The sequence below is a fragment of the Gallibacter sp. Marseille-QA0791 genome, from assembly GCF_965119705.1.
Classification (GTDB): domain Bacteria; phylum Bacillota; class Clostridia; order Peptostreptococcales; family Anaerovoracaceae; genus Lentihominibacter; species Lentihominibacter excrementipullorum.
In genome coordinates, this window is record NZ_CBCPMH010000001.1 from 1,927,180 (window position 1) to 1,950,279 (window position 23,100).

Below are 23,100 nucleotides of genomic sequence, written 5' to 3' on the forward strand. Positions count from 1 at the left end.
GATAAAATAAAGGAGAAAATGAAATGGCAGTTTATAACAGTACATCTAAAAAAGCGGAGGAATTCATAAATCATGAGAAGATCCTCGAAACATTGGAATATGCGGAAGCTCATAAGAACGACCTGGAGATGATGGAGCAGATATTGGAAAAAGGCAGACAGTACAAAGGCCTTTCCTACAAGGAAGCGGCCACGCTGCTGGAATGTGAGGATCCGGGAATAATCCAGAAAATATTTGATCTGGGCAAGGAGATCAAGGAACATTTTTATGGCAACAGGATCGTCATGTTCGCGCCGTTGTACCTTTCCAACTACTGCGTCAATGGATGCGTATACTGTCCATACCACGGGCAGAACAAGCATATACCGAGAAAAAAGCTGACACAGGAGGAGATAAGGCAGGAGGTCATCGCGCTCCAGGACATGGGTCACAAAAGACTGGCCATCGAGGCCGGCGAGGATCCGTACAACAATCCTATAGAATACATTCTGGAGAGCATCAAGACTATATACAGCATCAAACATAAGAATGGCGCTATAAGAAGGGTAAATGTCAACATCGCGGCAACCACTGTGGAGGAGTATAAGATGCTCAAGGAAGCCGGGATCGGCACATATATACTTTTCCAGGAAACGTATAACAAGAAGTCCTATGAAGAGCTGCACCCGTCCGGGCCGAAAAGTGATTACGCTTATCATACAGAAGCCATGGACAGAGCCATGGAGGCCGGCATAGACGACGTGGGCTGCGGCGTGCTCTTCGGTCTGGAAAACTATAAGTATGATTTCGTCGGAATGCTGATGCACGCCCATCATCTGGAAAAGACTTACGGCTGTGGGCCGCACACTATCAGTGTACCGAGGATAAGACCGGCTGACGATATCGATCCTGATACCTTTGACAACGGAGTTCCTGACGATGTGTTCAAGAGGATAGTGGCTGTTCTCAGGATAGCGGTGCCTTATACCGGGATGATAATGTCTACCAGAGAGAGCGCCAAGACCAGAAGGGAATGTCTGGAGATAGGCATCACGCAGATAAGCGGAGGCAGCAGGACCAGCGTCGGCGGTTATGTGGAAGAAGAGCGGGATGAGGATACGGTCCAGTTCGATGTGGAAGACAGGAGGACCCTGGCTCAGGTAGTGGACTGGCTGATAGACCTGGGATATGTGCCGAGCTTCTGCACGGCCTGCTACAGAGAAGGAAGGACAGGCGACAGATTCATGAGCCTGCTCAAGTCGGGGCAGATCGCCAACTGTTGCCAGCCTAACGCCCTGATGACCCTCAAGGAGTTCCTGATGGATTACGCAGGTGAGGAAAGCAGGAAAAAGGGCGATGAGATAATCGCTGAAAGGCTGGCCATGATACCTAACGAAAAGGTGCGGGAAGTCTGTACGGAGCGTCTCAGGAAGATAGAAGAAGGCGAGAGAGACTTCCGATTCTGATAAGGACAGGAGAATTGCCATGAGTTTAAATGATACGCCAAGAGCTGACAGGCTCCACATAGGGATATTCGGCAGGAGAAACGCTGGGAAATCATCTCTCATCAATGCCCTCACAGGGCAGGATATCGCCCTGGTGTCCGATACGCCAGGCACTACCGCCGATCCGGTCTACAAATCCATGGAGCTTCATCCGGTGGGACCTGTGGTCTTCATAGATACAGCCGGGTTTGACGATGAAGGAGAACTGGGAAGGCTGAGAGTGGAAAGGACTGAAGGAGTCATCGATAAGACAGATGTGGCCGTCATGGTCATCGATGGAGCGAGGATATCCGGTGAAATCCCGGGCGGCGGCACGGCTGCCGCGGGAGCCGGAGGAGGCGGCGCTTTCGATTACGAAAAGCAGTGGCTCAAACGTTTGTCCGAAAGGAATGTTCCCGTCATCCTGGCCGTCAACAAGTGCGACGAAATCGACGCCGGGGAAAAGGCAGCGACGGCAGCAGGAGCCGGTGGGCAGGAGCAGTCCCGGACCGCGACAGGCAGCCTTGAGGAGCTGATCGGAGGAGATGGGAAAGCCCATGCCATAAGAGTGAGCGCTGTTGAAAAGACCGGGATAGAGCAGCTGCGTGACGCTATAGCGGAAGCAGTGCCGGAGGATTTTCTCCGGAGGAAGATCCTGGGGGACATGGCGGCCGAGGGAAGCCTGGTGCTGCTGGTGATGCCTCAGGATATCCAGGCGCCTAAAGGAAGGCTCATCCTCCCCCAGGTCCAGACGCTCAGGGAACTGCTGGACAGGAAATGCACAGCCGTCGCCACCACGGCCGACGGACTGGAACGGGCTCTTTCCTCCCTCAGCAGGGCTCCCGATCTGATAATAACCGATTCTCAGTGCTTCCGTCAGGTGTACGACATGAAGCCTGAGGAGAGCGCTCTTACATCTTTTTCGGTATTGTTTGCAGCCTATAAGGGCGACATAGATACATTCGTAAAAGGTGCATCGCAATTAGACGAAATGACTGAAAATTCAAGGGTGCTTATTGCTGAAGCCTGTACCCATGTGCCTCTTTCCGAGGATATTGGGCGGGAAAAGATACCGAACCTGCTGAGAAAGCGTTTCGGCAGCGGCATCCAGGTGGTCAACGTGTGCGGCAATGATTTCCCGGCTGCTTCAGAGCTGGAGCAGTTCGACCTGGTGATACATTGCGGTGCCTGTATGTTCAACAGGAAGCACGTCCTCAGCAGGATCGCGGCTGCTGAAGCTGCCGGAGTGCCAATAACCAACTACGGTGTAGTGCTGGCCAAGCTGGGAGGGATATTGGACAAGATAGAGCTGCCGGGATAAAACTGTCAGGATAAAGTGGCCGTGCTGGCAGACAGACGCAAAAGCCGTCTGCCGGTGCGGCTTTTTGCGTCTTCGGGATCCGGAACGGTAAAATATCGCGGGAGCCCTTTGGAGGTCTGGCTCTTTGGAGGTCTGGCTTGCGATTTTGAGCGAGGCTGCGATATCCAGGCCGCTTGAAATGAAATCGTAAAATTCAAACAATTGCATATGTGTTGATTTTTGCAGGGAAGATAATATAAAATAGGGGGCGGTATATACGCGGATGATACAGATGACGTATCAAAACACGCAGAAAGACAGGTGAGACGAATGACAGCGGACAAAGTCATAAAAAGTAACGTCATATACACAGGAAAAGGAAATGAAATCATCAGTGGAGGCGTTGCCGTCAGAGGGAATGAGATCATCGCCGTAGGCGGCGACAGTGAGATGGAAAAGTTCATCGGAGAGAACACTGAGGTTTATGAGTACAGGGACAAGCTGGTGATGCCGGGACTCATCGACAATCATGTCCATGTGACTATGGGAGCCATGATGCACGACAACGATCTGAATCTGGAGGGTACCAGATCAGCGGAGGAGTGCGTGGAGATGGTCAGGGATTTTCTGGAGAAACATCCTGACACCAGCCTGCTGGTAGCTTCCGGATGGATGGTATCGGCGTGGGACAAGCCGGTGCTGCCGCGCAAGGAATTGCTTGACGAGGTCTCGAGGGACATACCTATATGCCTCAGCACGGCCGACGGCTGGTATTGCTGGGTCAACTCCAAGGCTCTGGAGATATTTGGATATACGAAGGAGAGTATCACCAAGGAACGTGAAGTATATGTGAAAAAGGACGAAAACGGTGAGCTGACAGGCATGCTGTATCATATGGGGTCAGATCCTGTCTTCTTTATGCTTCTCAATATAGATGGTACGCTGGCTAAGAGGATGCTGAAGCATTCTCTGGGGATATACAGCAGCTTTGGCCTCACGTCGGCAGGCGATGTGTCCAATGAGCTGGAGATAGAGAAAGAACCTAAAGGGTTCAAGCTGTACAGGGAAATGGAGAAGGCGGGAGAACTGGACGTCAGGATGTTCGTTTATCCGTCTATCGGCAAGACCGGAGATTTCACGGAAGCCAAAGAGCTGATGAAGGAATACAGCGACGGATATGTGGTGATGCCGGGACTGAAAGCTTACGGAGACGGCGTTATAGACGCGCATACGGGAGTCCTCAATGAGCCTTATCTCGATGATCCGGACGACCCTGAAATGAACGCGACGCCGATATTCACACAGGAGGCTCTCAGCGACATCATAACCCGGGCCAACGGGGAAGGCTTCCCTGTCAGGATCCATTGTACGGGAGACGGCGGCGTGCGCATGGCTCTCAATGCCTTCGAAGCGTCTGTAAAAGCTAACGGCAGGCATGGATTGAGAAACGGTATAGAGCACGTGGAGCTGGTGGAGGATGAAGATTATCCCAGATTCGCGGAGCTGGATGTGATGGCCAACAAGCAGCCGGCTCATTATTATCTGTGTACTGAAAAATTCATGCTGGATGCTCTCGGCCAGAGGAGATGGTTCAGGAGCCAGCCTCTGAAGTCCCTCTATGATGCGGGAGCTAAGGTGTCTCTCAGCACCGATTTTCCTATCGTCGAGATAAATCCGTTCCACAACATGTATGTGGCTGTGACCAGACTGGATCTCGAGGGGAATGAGATCGGAGCTGATATCAACGAAAAGATAGATATTTTCCAGGCCCTTGAAGGCTATACATATATGGGAGCTTACGCTATGGGGCTCGAGGATCGACTGGGAAGCCTTGAAGCCGGAAAGCTGGCGGATATAGCAGTCATCGATGGCAGGATATTCGATGAGCCGTCGGAAAAGCTGCTGGAACGTAAAGCGCTCCTGACGATGATGGATGGCCGTGTGGTCTATAAAGCTGAGTAGGGTCTTTACGGAAGATGTGTCTGACAGCCTTCCGATACATCGGCAGGCTGTTAAATTTATTAAGAGGAGATGTTTTTATGGAGTATGGAATTTTATGTGTGCTTCCGGTGTTCACGATCCTTGTGATCGCTGTTACTACAAAGCGCACGCTTTTCGCTATGGTGTGCGGACTTGCCATGGCGTCTCTCATCCTTGGAGGAGTGAAGGGATTTGCGAACGCGTTTTTCGATAACGTATATGCGTCGTTCAACAATGAATCGCTCCAGTGGCTTCTCATCGTTATCGCGCTTTTCGGAGTGTTGATAATGCTCTATGAGAAGACAGGAGCCGTAACAGACTTTGGATTCTGGGCAAGCAAATTTATCAAGACGAAGAAAGCGTCGCTGTTCGGGACCTTTATCCTCGGAGTCATCATCTTTATAGATGACTATCTCAACAACCTGGCGGTAGGAACGACCATGAAGGGGATAACTGATAAGCTGGGGATACCGAGACAACAGCTGGCTTATGTGGTGAACACGGTAGCCGCCCCTGTATGCCTGCTGATCCCGCTTTCATCGTGGGCCGTATATTTCGCGACGCTGATGGGAGATCAGGGAGTGGAGATCGGCGGTTCGTCGATGACGGCATATATCCATGGCCTCCCGTTTGCGTTTTACGCATGGTTCGCCATCATAGTATGCCTGCTCCAGATCATTGGCATAATACCTAAGATCGGACCTATGAAAAAGGCATATCAGCGGTACGAATCTCTCGGAGACGTGTTCCCTGAGGGCACGGACCCTGAGCTGGTGGAAAGCGTAAAGGCCAGCCATGAGATCGAAGTCAACGAGAAAGCTCATCCGTGGAACTTTCTGCTGCCTCTGATCGTAATGATCGTGCTGTCGCTGATATCGGATGTTCTCATGGGAGCGGCAGGCGGAGTGATAGTTGCGTTCGCCATGTATTTCATAGAGAAAAAGATGACATTCAAGGAACTGCTTACGACGTGTTTCGATGGAGCCATGTCCATGGGATTCGTGTTCGTCCTTTCCGTGCTGGCTTTTGCTGTACAGAACGCCAATATCGAGCTGGGACTCGCCGAATACGTGATTTCGATAACGGAGCCTATAATGCAGGGTGGCTTCCTGCCGGCGGCCGTGTTCATAGTATGCGGTATCTATGCTTATGCGACAGGATGCTTCTGGGATCTGGCCGCAATCATCATACCTATAGTTATACCTCTTGCGAACGCGATGGGCGTCGATCCTATACTGGCGTCAGCTGCTGTGTTCTCGGGAGCGGCCTTCGGCAGCAATACGTGTCTTTACGGAGACGGCGTTATCATGTGCGCTCAGGGTTGTCAGATAAAGTCCCTCGACCTCATGACTACCACGCTGCCTTATGCGGCTATCGCTGGAGGTGGTTCGGTGATCGCCTATCTGATCGCCGGCTTTGTCCTGTAGGGCGCGATGTTGGAAAATGCACGAGGCTGACGTGCCGGTGAAATAAGCGGAACTATTGACAGGATGCACCTATAGTAACGTCAAATGGCGGAGATATAGGTGCATTTTCTTCGTTGATTTGGGGAAATCTGCACCTACGATAAGGCTATTGCATGGAACTGTAGGTGCATCAGCTGATGGAAACAGGGCGCAAACGCCTGTTTTTGCACCAAAGAAAACGCTATGATCGCTATTCCTGGGTGCATCAGTAGAAACAAAACCATGGCAAACAGGGTCGGTTCATGGCAAAAAAATCGATAAAACACTTGTGCCGGACGATCTTATGTGATATAGTTAATAAGCTGCGATATCTGGCAGTAATTATGCAAAGGTGGTAAACCTGAGCAGGAAAGAGGTGATTAGCATGAAAAAAGGAATCCATCCTGAGTATAAGGAATGTAAAGTAACTTGCGCATGCGGTAACACATTTATGACAAGGTCCACACAGGAAGAAATCAAGACGGACATTTGCTCAGCGTGCCATCCATTCTTTACAGGACAGCAGAAATTCGCTCACAGAGGCGGACGAGTTGAAAAGTTCAAGAACAAGTATCATTTGGACTGATCAGGAAAAAGGAAACGAGAATGCTCCACCTTTCGCATCGCGGGAGGGGAGCGTTTTTTTATGCGGTAAAAGGGCGGACGTTTATTTTGTACCTTTTTAATCTATTTTTAATTTTGGGTTAATTTCATGTTAACTTCCGTGGTATAATATACATGTAAATCATAAACAACCGGCAATAATAACAGGAAGGAACGTGAAAATGGAAAACAAGGAGATAAAGAAAAGCAAGAAAGGAAAGATAATCGCGATCGTAATAGCAGCGGTTGTCGTGATAGCGGCGGTATTGATTTGGTATTCAGGGATCATCGGCGGCATCAGCGAGGCTGAGGCCAGAGAGATCGCTTACCAGCAGGTACCTGGTTCGGAGGAAGGCGGCGGGACACTGACCGTATATGATGAGTTCGATGATATGCAGAAAACATATGAGGTTCAGTTGACATATGACAATATGCTGTATGAATTCCAGATACTGGCCAGAAACGGAAAGATCGTGAATCAGGAGGCAGAGCAGATAGGTTCGTCGCAGCAGATCCAGGGAGCGACTCAGGGGACGACTCAGAGCACTGCTCAGGCAGCAGATATAGGTATCGATCAGGCGAGAGCTATCGCGCTCCAGAACGTTTCGGGAGCCACTGAAGACAATATAACGAAGGCTACTCTCGATAACGATGACGGAAGACTGGTATATGAGATAGAGATCGTTTATAACAATATGGATTACGATTTTGATATCGAAGCATCTACGGGCAACATCCTCGGACAGAGTTCGGAATCAGTTTACAACTGATCACAGGATATCGCGAGATCATGATCACAGGCGAAGGCTGGTCAAAAAACAGCTTCCGCCTGTTTTTTTCTGCTGCTTTCGCATGGGAGGACTTGACATTATCACTGAGTTAGTATATGCTAACTAAAGAAAACTGAAAGAGATGCGGAGGGTGTGATGATGGAGACCGCAGATAAGGGAAAATACCTGAGTGAAATGCTCTGCCAGTCTCAGGGGGAATCATTGACCAGATTCGTCGGCAGGATACCCGTTGAGCTGGGAGAATTCCATATAGAGGAAAGGGCTTCGAGACAAGGGATCTCTGTGGCGGATTGGCGAATGCAGTGGAACAGCGACATCCGGGTGAAAAAAGGCGGCCAGGAGGGCCGGGACATGGTACAGCTGGTGTTTTTTGTGAATCATGGTATGGCCTGGGAGATGGAAGGCCGTAAAGCCCCAGTGTGTATGAGGCAAGGGGAGATATGCTTATACAGGGACAGAGCTTTAGGCAGTGAAGGGGAATATGAAGGGGGCTGTCAGCTTATCTTCAAGAGTGTGCAGATCCCGACAGAACGTTTCCTGCGGGTGACAGAGGAATGCATGGGCGGAAAAGCATCCAGGGAAGCAGCGGTGATGATGGATCGAACAGCCAAAATCAAGGTCACACCACGAATAAAGAGGCTTTTCACGGAATTGAGCGAAACCGGCAGATATTCAAGGGGCCTGTCTGATCTGTATCTGGAAGGCAAGGTCTGGGAACTGGTGAGCGAGTTTTTCGAAGTCGCAGGCGGCGGAGCGCGGTCACAGGGGAAAAGCCGCGTTTCCCGAACTGACAGAGCCATGGTGATGCAGGTAAAAGAACGTATCGACAGAGATTGTGTCGATGTACCGACGTCGGAGCTTTTGGCGAAAGAAGCCGGCATGAGCATTTCCAAATTGAACCGGGATTTCAGAGCAGCCTTCGGCACATCGCTTCACGCTTATGTGATAGAGAAAAGGCTGGATCTGGCGGCGTGTTTGCTGTCGGAGGATCCGGAGAGTATCAGTCAGGTGGCAGCCATGTGCGGATATACTAATATGAGTCATTTTTCGTCGGCCTTCAGGCGGAGATACGGTGTGCCTCCTAAGGATTGGAGCCGATGACAGGCAGGGAAGCTGACAGGCGAAAACGCTGAAGGGAGAAGAAGTGAAGGGCGGCGAATCGGGGGGGGTGCGCCGGCTGATATGATCTTCTGCTGAAAACTGTTAAAAGGCGCGCCTTTTTTGGTAGAGACGGGAAGGCGGCGGGAGTAGAATATAACGCGTAAGTTAGTTTTGATTAACTTTGCGCGTTTTTTCGTGGAAAGAGCGCTTTGGGGAGAGGGCGGGAGCTTCCGCGACGAAGCGGCTCAGGAAAGGCGAAGGATCCGCGGAGTTTACAGAAAGGAGACAGTAACGTGTTCAGCAAGATTTTTCAATACGCGGGGCCTTACAGGACGAAGACTGTAATGTCCGGAGCCGTGATACTGCTGGCAGTGGTTTTTCAGGTGCTTCCGTTCCTGTTCGTCTACAGGATGATCACGCCGTTGATCACGGGAGGAGTCGTGGAGATAAGCCATATAGCTGTATGCGTGGCGGGAGTTGGCATATGCCTGGTGCTCAACGCTTTGCTCTATGTGAAAGGGCTTTCCATGTCCCACGAAGCGGCTTATAACATACTGATGAGGCTGAGGATATCTCTCCAGGGACGTATGGAAAACCTGCCGCTTGGGAAGATCAGAGAAAAGGGTACCGGAAGCCTGAAACGAATGTTTGTCGATGACGTGGACAGCTTAGAGATGCTGCTGGCTCATACATTGCCGGAAGGACTGGGGAATACGGCTATCCCGGTGATGGTCTGCATCAGCCTTTTTCTGGTGGACTGGAAGCTGGCCCTTCTTTCCCTCGGGTCGCTTCCGGTGGGAATGGCGGCCATGTGGATGATGTACGCTATCGGCAACCGGGATATGGTAAACTATTACAAGGCGGGCAGAATCATGAACAACACCATAATCGAGTACATAAATGGCATGGAAGTGGTGAAGGTGTTCAACAAGGACGGCGATTCATATAAGCGGTATAAGGACGACATCACGTCCTACAGGGATTTTACAATCGGGTGGTATAAGGCGTGCTGGCCGTGGATGGCGCTCTACAGCAGTATCCTGCCGTGTACGTTGATACTGACATTGCCTTTGGGATCCTGGTTCGTTCTGCAGGGGTATTCTCAACTGCCTGATCTGATATTGGTGATGTGCCTTTCTCTCAGTATCGGGCTGCCTCTTCTGAAGGCCATCAGCTTCGTACCGTCGCTGCCGCAGATAAATTATAAGATAGAAGCGCTGGAGAGTATCATGTCGGAGGACCCGTTGAAACAGCAGCCGGGAGAATTTCGCGGCTGCGGTATGACTATCAGATTCCGCGATGTAACCTTCGCATACGACGATAAGGTGGCGGTGGACAAAATCGACATGACTGTCGAGGAAGGAAGCCGTGTGGCACTGGTGGGCGAGTCGGGCTCCGGAAAAAGTACCCTGGCCAAGCTGCTGGTACACTACTACGATATGGATAAAGGGGCCATAACTGTCGGCGGGCAGGATATCAGGGACATGAGCCTTGCGGCTCTTAACGACAAGATAGCTTATGTGTCCCAGGATCAGTACCTGTTCAACACATCCATTCTGGAAAATATAAAGCTGGGACGGCCGTCGGCGTCTCGGGAGGAGATAACGGAAGCGGCCGCGCGCGCCCAGTGCATGGAGTTCATCGAAAACCTGCCGGAAGGTATGGATACCGTGGCGGGAGGCGGAGGCAGACAGCTTTCAGGCGGCCAAAGGCAGCGCATCGCCATCGCCAGAGCCATCCTCAAGGATGCGCCGGTGGTGGTGCTGGACGAAGCCATGGCCTTTACGGATCCGGAAAACGAGGAGAAGCTGGAGCGGGCCATCTCCGAAGTGGTCAGGGGCAAGACGCTGATAGTCATAGCCCATAAGCTGCCGTCGGTGATGGACGCCGACGCCATTTACATGATGGAAAAGGGGCGTATCGTCGGTTCAGGCACTCACAGCCATCTGCTGGAAAGCTGTCCCCAGTATCAGCGTCTGTGGCAGGCGTCGGCAGCCGGCGCGGAGTGGAGACCGGACGTGGAAAAAGGAGGAGAAAACAGATGACAGGATTGATAAACAGGATATTAAAGCTATCTGGAAAATACGCCGCCAGAATAAAGGTCGCCTTCGTGTTTTCCTTCTTCAAGTCGATACTTTCAAAGATGCCCATACTGCTGGCTTTCCTGGCTCTTCGCGGATTTTACGAAGGCAGCCTTACGGGCAGATATTGTCTGTGGATAGGCGTGGCCATGGTCCTGGCTGTCGCCGCGGAGACTCTGTGTCAGTTCCTCTGCGATAAGCTGCAGAGCGCGTCGGGATACATGATGTTCGCGGAGAGACGGCTGGAACTGGGTGCTCATTTGAGGCGTCTGCCTATGGGATATTTCACGGCGGGAAATATCGGTAAGATCAGCTCTGTTCTCAGCACCGACATGGTGTTCGTAGAGGAGACAGTCATGAGTTCACTGGCCAATATGATGAACTATATGTTCACCGCGGTGATAATGGCGGCGCTGATGCTGTTTTTCGACTTCAGGCTGGGACTGGCAGCGGTGGGAGTCAGTCTGTTGGCAGCGGTGATGGCCGGTAAGATGAACAAGGTGTCTCTTCGTGAAGCGGCGATGCGCCAGGAGCAGAGCGAGAAGCTGACGGACGCTGTTCTTTCCTTCATAGAAGGCATCGGGATCATAAAGAGCTACAATTTGCTGGGGAAAAAGTCGGAGGAGCTGTCGGAAAACTTCCGAACTTCCAGAGATACCAGCATCGGTTTCGAAGAGAGCCTTACTCCGTGGCAGCGAGGCCTCAATGTCCTCTATGCCCTGGGGATGACGGCGATCTTCGGCCTTTCCATATATCTGCAGCAGACAGGTCAGATGACCATTCCGTACATGATGGGAATGCTGCTGCTGGTATTCGACTTGTTCGGGCCTCTTAAGGCCTTGTACGGCGAAGCTGCCAGGCTGACGGTCATGAACAGTTGCCTGGACAGGATAGAAGAGGTGCTGGATGAAACGGAGCTGCCGGACGGAGGCGCGGAGCATATACCGGCCAAGGCCGCAGAGCAGCCGGAGATAGAGCTTCGGGACGTCTCCTTTGCCTATGGTGACAAGGAGGTGCTCCATCACGTCGATCTGACAGTTATGCCCGATACCATGTCGGCGCTGGTAGGGCCTTCGGGAGGCGGTAAGTCCACCATCGCCAGTCTGATGGCCCGTTTCTGGGACGTGGAGGAAGGCCAGGTGCTGATACGCGGAAAGGACGTCCGAGACGTGCCGCTGGCGGAGCTGATGGACCATATAAGCATGGTTTTCCAGCGAGTCTATCTTTTCCGGGATACGGTCTACAACAACATCAGCATGGGCAAGCCGGATGCTGCCAGGGAGGAAGTCTATGAAGCTGCGCGAAAAGCCCGCTGTTACGATTTCATCATGGAACTGCCAGATGGCTTCGATACGGTCATCGGAGAAGGCGGGGCCACTCTGTCGGGCGGGGAAAAGCAGAGGATATCCATCGCCAGATGCATCCTCAAGGACGCTCCTGTCATAATCCTGGATGAGGCTACAGCCAGTGTGGACGTGGACAATGAACGGTATATACAGGAGGCTATCTCAGAGCTGGTAAAAGGCAAGACGTTGCTGGTCATCGCTCATCGTCTCAACACCATAAAAGGAGCTGATAACATCATCGTTATCGAGAAGGGGCGAGTGACCCAGCAGGGAGATCATCAGGCGTTGATGGCGGAAGGAGGAACATACAGGGAATATGTGGAGCTGCGGGAGCGGACCGGCGGTTGGAAACTGATGTGAGGTACAGGCGGTGGTCTGTCCAATAGCCGGAGGATTTGTCAAAACTCCAGGAAATATCGTCCTGCCAGGTATAATGCAGGCTTTGGAAAGCTTGTATGAAAGGCGATATGCCAATAGTCCGACGATGTGATCAGGTAATAGGCGCATGAATTCGGGCACCCGGTTGAAATCCCGGTAAATATGCCTAAAACTTAACATAATGGTGATTTTTGAGCAATTTCTCCGAAGGGCGGAACCTCGATCAGATCCAATGCCGGCCCGCCAGCCGCCTTCATGAGAAAATTTATCGGCAGCCGTGATAAAATGGGGCGGGCTATTGACACTCCTCGTCTTGCTGTGTATGGTTATACAGTGCTAACCAAATGGGCGGACTGCATGTCGGGACCGATCTTTTGTGACACAGGAAATATCGTTTTGACGATATTTATGGGATTTCAGTAAAGTCTACCGCTGAAAGGGAATCGGCGATGTAGACTTTGTTTTTGGAAGCTGGTTAGGCAAATCTAACCAAATGTCTGGAGCATACAACGAGAGAGGAGTGTAATGTGAAGAGAAAGAGAAGAATAGTGAGCATATTGATGGCATCGATGATGCTGTTTTCCATATGCGGCGTGCCGGGCTATGCCGGTACCGATGGAATTGAGCCTGAAGAAGGCGGCAGCGTGGTGACGGAGAAAGAGCCTCTGCCGGAGAAAGGGAAGTTGACGGAATATGAAGAAGTTTCCAAGACGGATAAGGAGGCCGGGGAATCAGAAAACGTGAGATCTACGGATGTTGAAACCGGACAGGGAGAGCTCATGGGCGGAACCGGCGCGCCCGGCGTCTCCGGTAGGACCGACAGGCCGGACGGCTCCGAAAGCGGTGATACTTCCTCCGGGAGCGGCAGATCCGCTATTTCTGCCAACTCCACCGGAGGAACAGGGGGATCAGTGGTAAAGGAGGAAGCGGAGATACTGGCCAACTGCTCCGTGAAGCTGATGGAAGGTGATTCGGAGAAACAGAACAACTTCAGGGAGACGGATACATCCGTCGATGTGCAGGTGGCGCTTGACGAAACGGTGGAAAGCTGCTATCTGAACATATACGCCTATGCGGGCAACACGGCTTTCGATCCCGGTTCGTCTTACAATATAAGGCTGTGGACGGGCAGAGTTACCGACGGATTCCGGAACACGTGCCAGTTCGAAGCATCGGCGCTGCCGCTGGAAAAAGGATATAAGGTCATCGCGTCCCTGAACGTTCCTGTAGGTGAGGACAATTATAAGCCTGTCAATTCACAGGCCATCGAGGTGGTGGATGAAAGCGGCGAGGGATTTACCGACTATACTTATCCGGACGTGACTATAGACGAGACGGAACTGGAAGCGGGCGCCACGTCCATTCATATCAGCCTGACGGGGGATGAGAGGATATTCGAAGCGGCCCGGCAGGGAAAGACCAGCGTCACCTGCGCCATCGCCCAGTATCCCGCCGACGAAGCTTTTGACTTCGAAGGGGAAAATCAGATATCACTGACGTCGCCTATAACATGCACGGAAGCCTTTTCCGGAAAAGAAGTGCAGTTGACGGAGCCGCTGAAGGCCGGCTACCGGGTCAGGGCTGTCGTCTACTGGGCGCAGAACGAAGAGATCTTCCTGCCAAAGGGCAACGATTACGAGGAAATGTTCCATATGCCCGATGATTCGGTGTTGATCTCGGGATCTCAGGAGACGGCGGAGCCGGGCGCTGAAATCGCGACGCCTGTCACTACCGCCAGCGAGACCGTGGTGGTGACGCTGCGGGGAGAGATACCAGAAGGCTCCCGGATACTGATAAAGAGCTTCGGAGAAGACGAGGAGATAAAGCAGACCGGAGGTACGCTGGTTGCTTCCGCGCAGGATGTGACGGAGGGGGAAAACGTCCTGACTCCGTTGCCGGGAACGCTGGAAGCCGGGGAAAGACTGGTGGTTTTCCTCATCGACAGCAGTTGGGATGCTATCGCCCAGTCGGAGCCTGTTGCAGTGGAAAAGGGAGCTGACCTGGTGGTGACAGCAGAGAAACCGTTGACAGAAGGTGATACTCAGGCGACCTTCAACGTCAGACCGGCGGGCAGTGACATCACCAATTTGAACATCGTGTCTCTGTGCAAAACCGGCCGGAACGGGTCTGCCGACGGAAATACCACGATTTCCACACTGTACGGGCAGAAACCGGGGCAGATAACATTTGACAGCCTGGCGGAGGACGCGTTGAAGGCCGGTGACAAAGTATACCTTTCCATAACGTATGACAACGGCGACAAGACGTTCGAAAGCCAGCAGTTCACGGTATCGGCCAAACTGGCCGACGACAGTCTGGCTATCCGGGAGACGGAGATAACGACGGAGACCGGGACGATCACCGTGGAGGTGACCGGATGCGATGATTTCAAGGGAGGCTATCTCTTCCTCTTCACCGGAGGAAAGTCGACAGAGGATGACGGCGACAGCGGAAGGAGACTGGGAAGCGCGTCTTTCACAGGAGCAGGAAGCTACAGCTTTGACATCGACACTTCCCTCCTGGAGGAAGGCAACATAGTCCAGCCGTACCTCTACATCTACGACGGAGATAATGACAGGACCTATTACAAGTACGGAAACGCCCTGACAGTGACAGACATATCGGGCCAGCAGAAGGAAGCCAGGGTGGAGATAGCCACCGATTCCATAAGGGCCGACAGGGAAGATGTGTGGGTGATCGCTGATTTCGACAGCAGTCTGACGGGGAATCTCAGCCTTTACACCTACAGCAGCCAGCTTTTCATAGAGGAAACGGCCGAAAAGATATACTCAGGCGACATCTCTCCGGGAGAGACCAGCCAGAGGATAAGCTTCGGCGCAGATAAGCTGACGGCGGGACACAGATTCATCGCCGTGCTGGAGCTTTCCGACGGAACTTCTGAGGAATCGGAGGCCAAGGTGATACAGGTGGTGCCTGAGAAACAGAAGCCTCAGGTCAGGATACTGGATGAAACTATCACGGCAGGAGATACCCAGCTGAAAGCTTCGCTGACGTTTGACTCCTCGGTGGACGAGGCGTCGTACGTCCTGTATCAGTTCGAAGGGGAGACTCTGGACAGAGATGAAGCTCAGGTCATATCAGAAGGAAGCCTTTACCGCAGCGAGACAAACAGGACCATATACATGGGCTCGGGGAAACTGAAGGAAGGAGCGAGCCTGCAGATGATCCTGACTGCCGATGGACAGGAGGCCGAGTCCAACGTGATAACGGTGGAACCGTCTCCCGACTGGGGTCAGCCATATGCCGCCTTTGACGTGGCTGCCGTAAAGGCCGACGCGGAGACCATCCCTGTCACCGTGGATTACTCCGACGAATATCTGACCTTAGGCGATGGATTCTACTGTGACGTGACCATATATCAGTTCCCGGCATCCTATACCGATGATGAATTCGAGGATGGCGAGCTGTGGGAGAACGTCTCCATAGCCCAGCGGGTGGCTCAGATCAACTCCACCACGGGAGCGGCGACGAAGGGACAGATAGATGTGCCTGTATTGGAAAGCGCGGAGCTGAAGGCCGGCGACAGGCTCATCATCAAGCTCAGACTACCGCATACCGAGTGGGAAGGCGAGGAAGTGGACTACCTCTTTGCGTCTGTTCCGGTGATAGGCGCCGATGATGAAGTGCCTGACTACAAAGTGGTGCTCTACAATCTGAGCGGGGATACGTCTCGAGGCGAGCGTCTGAGGAACATATTGAAGGAGCTGGGGATCCCGGCTGAAGATATGACTGACGACAGGCTCAACGAGACGGTAGGATACCTGGCTGGGATCGACGGATACGAGGCTGCCGGAGGATCGTACGATGGCGAAGGCAGCAGCCAGGAGTTCATGCTCATGTGCAATCTGCCGGAATCACTGCTTGACAGGTTCCTTTCCGCGATGATGGAAGCGGGGCTGCGGATCGATCACAAGGCGGTGGTGACGGAGTACAACAGGGACTGGCAGTTCCATGAGCTGATAGACGATATCGGCGGCGAACACGATGTTTTTCAGGCATTGCTGGCGCTGGACGATATGATAACGGAAGCCGAAAAACTGAAGGAAGTCCAGTATGGAACATCACCGTCCTGGGCCGCGTTCCGGGAGGCGCTGGATAAAGCTGCCGCTGTGATTTCCGGTTACGAGCCGTCTCTAAGCGATCTGGAAAAGGCGAGGGAGGAACTGAAAACTCAGTATCTACAGGTGACCGGCATGACGGAGATATCAGGGGCGGTGGAAATATCCATAGAAGAGGACGGCGAAGGAACGTATACGATGACCGCCAGCCTGACGGAGGCCCGCGCGGGGGCATCACAGGAAGACTACAGCTTCATCTGGAGCGACGGTACGGAAGGGCCGGTGGTGAGAAATGTACCTGCCGACAAGTTGATAACCATGACCGTGACGGTTTCCGGTGCGGAAATGTTCGGGAAACTTACGGCGGCGCTCCAGGTGCCGGATATGCCGGATGTTCAGGCGAAAGCAGGGAGGGATTCCATAAGTCTCTCGTGGAAAGCGCCGGCGGCGGCAGCCAACAAGCCGCTGCCGAGTCAGTACAAGGCGGCTGTCTACGATGAGGACGGGACTGTGGTGAAGGAGAGGACTGTCGGAGGCGATGAGAGATCTGTCGTCATCGATGGACTGGAAAGCTCTTCTTCATATACTGTCAAGCTGTGGGCCGTGAGCCCTGTGGGCAGGAGCGATATGAAGGTGATGGCTGTTTCGACGGCTGCAGCGGAGGAAGGAACCGGAGACGAAGCTGACAGCGGCGGAAGCGGAGCCGGAGATGAAACGACGGCTCCCGGTCAGGATGGAAGGCCGTCGGGAGCCGGTAATGGTCCGGCGGCAGATGAGACGGCGGAGAAGCCGGAAGGTGATACGTCAGCAGGAGATGTGGCAAAGACGGGAGATGAGAGCGATGCCGCCGCAGCCGTTCTGGCGCTGATGTTGTCGGCCGGAGTCCTGACAGCTGTTTCGTTGAGAAGAAGGAGATACAGGTGATGTGAATTTCTTGACGTTGACTTTCACACATACGTTTGCAAGCATACAGGCATTTTGCTTTTTCGCGAAATGTCTGTATTTTTTTGACTTTGTACATTGAATGATCAGGAGAGCCGCCCCGCACTCAGCCGCCCCGCATTCAGGCTGAATTAACGGTTTTATTTGCAGGGGACTTCTGATATAATATAAAGTTGAGAAAAGAGCGGATTTTTGGGACGGGATACGCTGCGGCAAAAGGCGGCTAGTCCTGGTCCCGCGTAAATCATGTGCACAGGAGTAAGAGATGTTTGATAAACTGGATTTCATAACAGAGAAATACGACGAATTGGCCCGGAAGGTCTCGGACCCGGAGGTCATAAACAATCAGCCCGTGTGGCAGAAGCATGTCAAGGAGATGGGCGAGATGGAGCCTATCGTAAAGAAATACAAGGAATACAAGAAGGCCAAATCCGAACTGGCGGATGCCAAGGAAATGCTGGAAGACGGCGATGAGGAAATGCGTGAGCTGGCCAAGATGGAGATCTCCGAGCTGGAGGACAAGATAGAGCAGCAGGAGGAAGAGCTTAAGGTACTGCTGCTGCCTAAGGATCCTAACGATGAGAAGAACGTCATCCTGGAGATCAGAGCAGGTACAGGCGGTGAGGAGGCTGCCCTCTTCGGCGCGGACCTTCTGAGGATGTACACCAGATATGCGGAAAGGAAAGGCTGGAAAACGGAGATAATAGAGCTGAACGATACAGGGCTGGGCGGCATCAAGGAAGCGGTGCTTCTCATAAAGGGAAAAGGCGCGTATTCCAGGCTCAAGTACGAGAGCGGCGCCCACAGAGTACAGCGAGTGCCTGAAACGGAGTCCAGCGGCAGGATACACACATCGGCTGCTACGGTGGCGGTGCTTCCGGAGGTGGACGACGTGGAAGTGGATCTGAATCCCAACGATGTCAGGGTCGATGTCTACAGAGCGTCGGGAAACGGAGGCCAGTGTGTAAACACCACCGATTCGGCCGTAAGGCTGACTCATGAACCTACAGGTCTGGTGGTGACGTGTCAGGATGAAAAATCCCAGATAAAGAACAAGGAAAAAGCATTCAAAGTGCTCAAGTCAAGGCTGTATGACCTGAAGATGCAAGAGCAGAACAAGGAGATAGCCGATCAGAGGAAGAGCATGGTAGGTTCCGGAGACAGGAGCGAGAGGATAAGGACTTATAACTTTCCACAGGGCCGGGTATCGGACCACAGGATAGGTGTTACTATCTATAAGCTGGACAACTTCCTGGACGGAGATCTGGATGAGATAATAGACGGCCTCATCACCAGCGATCAGGCCGAAAAGATGAAAAACTTCTGATTACGGCCAGAGACCTGACCCGATGAGGGGCAGCGGAAGCGACGCGATCGCAGGCATGTCTTCGGCCAGAAGAAACGTGGCCTGCGGCCGGAAGGAGGAACGTTGCGGGAGGTGTGAGATGAAAACGAAAATACTGACCACAAGTGAGAATGATATAAGGGAAGCGGCGAAGATCATCGAGGAAGGCGGCCTGGTGGCCTTTCCTACGGAGACTGTCTACGGACTTGGGGCCAACGCTCTGGACGCGGAAGCGGTGGCGAAGATATATGAAGCCAAAGGGCGCCCCAGCGACAATCCGATGATAGTTCATATCGCCAGAGCCAGCGACATAGGCCAACTGACGCCGATGTTGAGCGAAGACATCGTTACGCTGATAGATAATTTCTGGCCGGGGCCGCTGACTATGGTCCTTAAAAAGAAGCCGGGAGTACCTGACAGAACGACGGGAGGTCTGGACACGGTAGCTGTCAGGATGCCTGACAGCGAGGCGGCGCTCCAGCTGATCAATCTGGCCGGATGCCCTATCGCGGCGCCCAGTGCCAATATTTCCGGCAGTCCCAGCCCTACCAGGGCGCGGGATGTGATAGCCGACATGGATGGCAAAATAGACGCGGTCATAGCGGGCGACGACTGTCGGGTAGGAATAGAGTCGACCGTCGTAGACATGACGGGAGATATCCCGACCATATTGAGACCGGGAATAATAACGGCCGAGAATATCGAGGCGGCAATAGATAAAGAAGTCAAATACGACGAGTCTCTCTTCGTCAGACCGGAAGCGGGAGATCTGGATCCGGCGGCTGCAGCCGGAGCTTCGGCCGACGGGACTGAAGGAAATGCGAAAGGAGACGGTGAGTCCGGCGAGTTCAGGCCGAAAGCGCCGGGAATGAAGTACAAGCATTACGCGCCGAAAGCCCAGATGACGGTGATAGAAGGCAGGCGGGACAAGGTAAAGAGCGAGATAGAGCGTCTCAAAGGTCTCAATGAAAGGCTGGGGCTGAAGGTGGGCGTCATCCTCTTTGAAGAAAAAGCCTTCATCGAAGCAGCCCACGATTTCTTCTCAAGATTGAGAGACCTGGATGAGGAAGGCGTGGATTTGATATTGGCCGGGGCGTTGAGCGACAGAGATGGCGTAGGATTCGCCGTCATGAACAGGATGCTCAAGTCGGCGGGATATAATATCGCCAGAGTCTGATCGATGCCGGGGCATGTTGGCGGACCTGCGGCAAGCCGGTCCACAACACGGCAGGTGAAAAGTCTGATAGGTGGAAAGCACGGCGGAGATGGCCCTCCTCATATCGAGGGGCAGCATCGCCGGATCAAAATACGCGTCAAAGGCGGCGGACCAAAGAAAGGAGTTCGGTTATGAAAATCGCCATAGCAAGCGATCACGGCGGATATCAGCTGAAGGAAGCTGTGAAGAGGTATCTGGAAAGCAGGAAGATAGAGGTGCTCGACCTGGGCACTTATTCGGAGGAGTCCGTGGACTATCCGGCCTTTGGAAAGGAATGCGGCGAGGCGGTAGCCTCAGGAAAGGCTGAACGAGGCATAGTCTGCTGCGGAACAGGCATCGGGATTTCCATAGCGGCCAACAAGGTTAAGGGCATCAGATGCGCCCTCTGCACCGATGTTCATATGGCGGAGATGTCCAGAAAGCACAATGACGCCAATATGCTGGCGCTGGGAGGAAGGACGACCGAGGAAGACAAGGCGCTGGAAATAGTGGCTGCGTGGCTGGATACGGAGTTCGAAGGAGGCAGGCACCAGAGAAGGGTGGACATGCTCAACGCCATGTGATGGAAAGGCTGACAGGCCGTACAGGCGGCAGGTCATCGTGAAAGCGGCGGCTGCGGAGCCGCGGTGACAGAGACAGAGGATATGCGGCGAAGCCCGGAAGGGCAGGCCGCTCAAAAACGAACATGTGATAACACAAGATGAAAGGTAGGTAAAAGATGGGCAACGTATACGTATTCGATCATCCGTTAATTCAGCATAAGACTGCGCTCTTGAGAAAAAAGGAGACCAGCGTCAAGGATTTCAGGGAACTGGTGAAGGAGATATCCATGCTGATGGCCTATGAATCGACGAGGAATCTGCCGCTGGAGGAGGTGGAGATCACCACACCTATGCAGAAGACGACGGTAAAGATGCTCAAAGGCGAAGATATCGCCATCGTGCCTATCCTGAGAGCAGGTCTCGGAATGGTGGACGGGATGCTGGCTCTGGTTCCCAATGCCAAGGTGGGACATGTGGGGCTTTACAGAGATCCTGAAACTCACGAGCCGGTGGAATACTACTGCAAGCTGCCCAACGATATAGAAAAGAGGGAGATCTTCGTCGTAGACCCGATGCTGGCCACCGGAGGCAGCGCATCGGCGGCCATAGATTTCATAAAGGCCCGCGGCGGAAGGAAGATAATCTTCATGTGTCTCATAGCGGCGCCTGAAGGCATCGAAGTGCTCCAGAAGGCACATCCTGACGTGGATATTTTCATTGCTGCCAAGGATGAATGTCTCAACGATCACGCATATATCCTGCCGGGACTGGGCGATGCAGGCGACAGGCTCTACGGTACCAAATGACGAGGTACAGACGGGACCCGGCCCTTTTCATAAACAGGCCTCGTGATGTGTAGAGGGGCATCCGACGGGACGAGAAGAAAAAACGAGGAACTTGGAGGAAAAGATAATGAAATACGATTTTATACCTGACAGCGTCAGCAAGCATGACAACGTGTATGATGTCCTCAAGGAGCGAGGTTTCATAGAGCAGTCTACCGATGAGGAAAAGATACGCGAACTGCTGCGGAACGAAAAGGTCAAGTTTTATATAGGCTTCGACCCGACGGCTGACTGTCTCCACGTGGGCCACTTCATGCAGGTGATAATAATGATGTACATGCAGAAGTACGGCCATACGCCGGTGGTGCTCATCGGAGGAGGAACGGGATTCGTCGGCGATCCGTCGGGCAGGAGCGACATGCGTCAGATGATGACGCCGGAGACCATAGAGAACAACTGCGCGGCTTTCAAGAAGCTGTTCGATAAATTCCTGGATTTCGACGAGGAGTGGAAGTACGAAGGCAACGACGGAGTTTTTTCACCGGGACATGAGAACAAGGAACCGGAACCGGGAAAAGCCATCGCAGTCAATAACGCCAGTTGGCTGCTGCCTCTCAACTATATCGAGTTCATAAGGGAGATAGGATCCTGTTTCAACGTCAACACCATGCTGAGGGCCGAGTGCTTCAAGCAGAGGATGGACAGGGAAGGCGGCCTCACCATGTTCGAGCTCAACTACATGCTGATGCAGAGCTACGACTTCATGGTGATGTCCAGAGATTTCGGCGTGAAGATACAGTTCGGCGGAAACGATCAGTGGTCCAATATCATAGGTGGCGTGGATCTGACCAGGAAAAAGACAGGTAAGGAAGTTTACGGCATGACTTTCTCGCTGCTGACCAACTCGGAAGGCAAGAAGATGGGGAAGACACAGAAGGGCGCTCTCTGGCTGGATGCCGACAAGACGTCGCCGTATGAGTTTTACCAGTACTGGAGGAACGTAGCCGACGCCGACGTGGAAAAATGCCTCAGGATGCTGACTTTCCTGCCGATGGACGAGGTGAAGAGACTTTCGTCGCTGCAGGACAAGGAGATAAACAAGGCTAAGGAAGTGCTGGCGTTCGAAGTGACCAAGCTGGTGCACGGCGAAGCTGAAGCGGCCAAAGCTCAGGAAGCGGCCAGGGCTGCCTTTGGCGGCGGCGCAGGCGCGGATATGTCCAACATGCCGACGACCAAGTTCGAAGCATCCAAGCTGGCGGGAGAAGGAATGGGCGTGGTGAACTTCATCAAGGAGCTGGGACTGGTGCCGAGCAACAGAGAAGGTTTCATGACCATCGAGCAGGGCGGCCTCAAGCTGGACGGCGAAAAGGTGACCGATAAAAAGGTGATGATAACGCCAGAAACTTTCAAGGACGGCAAGTTGCTGGTGGAGAAAGGAAAGAAGAAAAAAGTAGTCGTCGAGCTGGTTTAGTCAGCGAAGAACAGGACGATCGCAAAGGATGTAAAAAGGCGGAACGTTTTCGGGAAAGTCATACCCGTTGGCGGACCGCCTTTTATGATGCCGCGGCAGCCGACGTCAGCTTCTCCCCGGTGCTCGGCAGTGCATGTTTCTCTTGCGTGTTATCATCCTTTTCACTTTTTTATCGGTTAATGACAAAATTTTCAACGTTTCTGCCGTTCGACAGATCGATTAGCCGTCAGAT

The 23,100-nt window shown here is 52.9% G+C and carries 15 protein-coding genes; all 15 read left to right on the forward strand.

Annotated features, from left to right (window positions below; translation table 11 throughout):
* The first annotated feature begins 23 nt into the window (after nt 1-23).
* The 15 genes from hydG (at nt 24) to tyrS (ending at nt 22,868) form a co-directional block, all read left to right on the forward strand.
* Entirely contained in the window at nt 24-1,445 is a 1,422-nt protein-coding gene (hydG, locus tag ACQY69_RS08920) for a [FeFe] hydrogenase H-cluster radical SAM maturase HydG (RefSeq protein ID WP_428260176.1), read from the forward strand.
* A 19-nt stretch (nt 1,446-1,464) separates the two neighbouring features.
* The gene (hydF, locus tag ACQY69_RS08925) at nt 1,465-2,784 is read left to right on the forward strand and encodes a [FeFe] hydrogenase H-cluster maturation GTPase HydF (protein WP_428260177.1); all 1,320 of its coding nucleotides are present in this window, start codon (nt 1,465-1,467) and stop codon (nt 2,782-2,784) included.
* A 309-nt stretch (nt 2,785-3,093) separates the two neighbouring features.
* Nucleotides 3,094-4,725 (forward strand): amidohydrolase, encoded by a 1,632-nt coding sequence (locus ACQY69_RS08930; RefSeq protein ID WP_428260178.1) that lies wholly within the window; start codon nt 3,094-3,096, stop codon nt 4,723-4,725.
* 77 nt (nt 4,726-4,802) lie between these two features.
* Complete coding sequence (locus ACQY69_RS08935; protein ID WP_428260179.1) at nt 4,803-6,170, forward strand: Na+/H+ antiporter NhaC family protein; 1,368 nt, start codon at nt 4,803-4,805, stop codon at nt 6,168-6,170.
* A 403-nt stretch (nt 6,171-6,573) separates the two neighbouring features.
* Complete coding sequence (gene rpmE / locus ACQY69_RS08940; protein ID WP_428260180.1) at nt 6,574-6,774, forward strand: 50S ribosomal protein L31; 201 nt, start codon at nt 6,574-6,576, stop codon at nt 6,772-6,774.
* Between the two features lie 199 nt (nt 6,775-6,973).
* Nucleotides 6,974-7,561 (forward strand): PepSY domain-containing protein, encoded by a 588-nt coding sequence (locus ACQY69_RS08945; protein WP_428260181.1) that lies wholly within the window; start codon nt 6,974-6,976, stop codon nt 7,559-7,561.
* A 156-nt stretch (nt 7,562-7,717) separates the two neighbouring features.
* A complete protein-coding gene (locus ACQY69_RS08950) occupies nt 7,718-8,683 on the forward strand; it encodes a helix-turn-helix domain-containing protein (protein WP_428260182.1) in 966 nt (321 codons plus the stop codon).
* 293 nt (nt 8,684-8,976) lie between these two features.
* Nucleotides 8,977-10,728, forward strand: a complete 1,752-nt coding sequence (locus ACQY69_RS08955) for an ABC transporter ATP-binding protein (protein WP_428260183.1) — start codon at nt 8,977-8,979, stop codon at nt 10,726-10,728.
* Nucleotides 10,725-12,470, forward strand: a complete 1,746-nt coding sequence (locus ACQY69_RS08960) for an ABC transporter ATP-binding protein (protein WP_428260184.1) — start codon at nt 10,725-10,727, stop codon at nt 12,468-12,470. The genes ACQY69_RS08955 and ACQY69_RS08960 overlap by 4 nt, the downstream gene beginning before the upstream one ends.
* A gap of 545 nt (nt 12,471-13,015) precedes the next feature.
* Complete coding sequence (locus tag ACQY69_RS08965) at nt 13,016-17,491, forward strand: DUF3783 domain-containing protein (protein ID WP_428260185.1); 4,476 nt, start codon at nt 13,016-13,018, stop codon at nt 17,489-17,491.
* Between the two features lie 283 nt (nt 17,492-17,774).
* Nucleotides 17,775-18,836 (forward strand): peptide chain release factor 1, encoded by a 1,062-nt coding sequence (gene prfA, locus ACQY69_RS08970; RefSeq protein ID WP_428260186.1) that lies wholly within the window; start codon nt 17,775-17,777, stop codon nt 18,834-18,836.
* Between the two features lie 118 nt (nt 18,837-18,954).
* On the forward strand, nt 18,955-20,031 hold the full coding sequence (locus ACQY69_RS08975; protein ID WP_428260187.1) for an L-threonylcarbamoyladenylate synthase: 1,077 nt from the start codon (nt 18,955-18,957) through the stop codon (nt 20,029-20,031).
* Between the two features lie 170 nt (nt 20,032-20,201).
* On the forward strand, nt 20,202-20,633 hold the full coding sequence (rpiB, locus tag ACQY69_RS08980) for a ribose 5-phosphate isomerase B (protein ID WP_428260188.1): 432 nt from the start codon (nt 20,202-20,204) through the stop codon (nt 20,631-20,633).
* 155 nt (nt 20,634-20,788) lie between these two features.
* Entirely contained in the window at nt 20,789-21,418 is a 630-nt protein-coding gene (upp, locus tag ACQY69_RS08985) for a uracil phosphoribosyltransferase (RefSeq protein ID WP_428260189.1), read from the forward strand.
* Between the two features lie 106 nt (nt 21,419-21,524).
* Nucleotides 21,525-22,868, forward strand: coding sequence for a tyrosine--tRNA ligase (tyrS, locus tag ACQY69_RS08990; RefSeq protein ID WP_428260190.1), 1,344 nt, complete (start codon nt 21,525-21,527; stop codon nt 22,866-22,868).
* Nucleotides 22,869-23,100 lie beyond the last annotated feature (232 nt).

What these genes read in the sequence shown, in the direction of transcription:
- hydG (WP_428260176.1), top strand. Translation starts at nt 24, where the DNA reads ATGGCAGTTTATAACAGTACATCTAAAAAAGCGGAGGAATTCATAAAT.
- hydF (WP_428260177.1), top strand. Translation starts at nt 1,465, where the DNA reads ATGAGTTTAAATGATACGCCAAGAGCTGACAGGCTCCACATAGGGATA.
- ACQY69_RS08930 (WP_428260178.1), top strand. Translation starts at nt 3,094, where the DNA reads ATGACAGCGGACAAAGTCATAAAAAGTAACGTCATATACACAGGAAAA.
- ACQY69_RS08935 (WP_428260179.1), top strand. Translation starts at nt 4,803, where the DNA reads ATGGAGTATGGAATTTTATGTGTGCTTCCGGTGTTCACGATCCTTGTG.
- rpmE (WP_428260180.1), top strand. Translation starts at nt 6,574, where the DNA reads ATGAAAAAAGGAATCCATCCTGAGTATAAGGAATGTAAAGTAACTTGC.
- ACQY69_RS08945 (WP_428260181.1), top strand. Translation starts at nt 6,974, where the DNA reads ATGGAAAACAAGGAGATAAAGAAAAGCAAGAAAGGAAAGATAATCGCG.
- ACQY69_RS08950 (WP_428260182.1), top strand. Translation starts at nt 7,718, where the DNA reads ATGATGGAGACCGCAGATAAGGGAAAATACCTGAGTGAAATGCTCTGC.
- ACQY69_RS08960 (WP_428260184.1), top strand. Translation starts at nt 10,725, where the DNA reads ATGACAGGATTGATAAACAGGATATTAAAGCTATCTGGAAAATACGCC.
- prfA (WP_428260186.1), top strand. Translation starts at nt 17,775, where the DNA reads ATGTTTGATAAACTGGATTTCATAACAGAGAAATACGACGAATTGGCC.
- ACQY69_RS08975 (WP_428260187.1), top strand. Translation starts at nt 18,955, where the DNA reads ATGAAAACGAAAATACTGACCACAAGTGAGAATGATATAAGGGAAGCG.
- rpiB (WP_428260188.1), top strand. Translation starts at nt 20,202, where the DNA reads ATGAAAATCGCCATAGCAAGCGATCACGGCGGATATCAGCTGAAGGAA.
- upp (WP_428260189.1), top strand. Translation starts at nt 20,789, where the DNA reads ATGGGCAACGTATACGTATTCGATCATCCGTTAATTCAGCATAAGACT.
- tyrS (WP_428260190.1), top strand. Translation starts at nt 21,525, where the DNA reads ATGAAATACGATTTTATACCTGACAGCGTCAGCAAGCATGACAACGTG.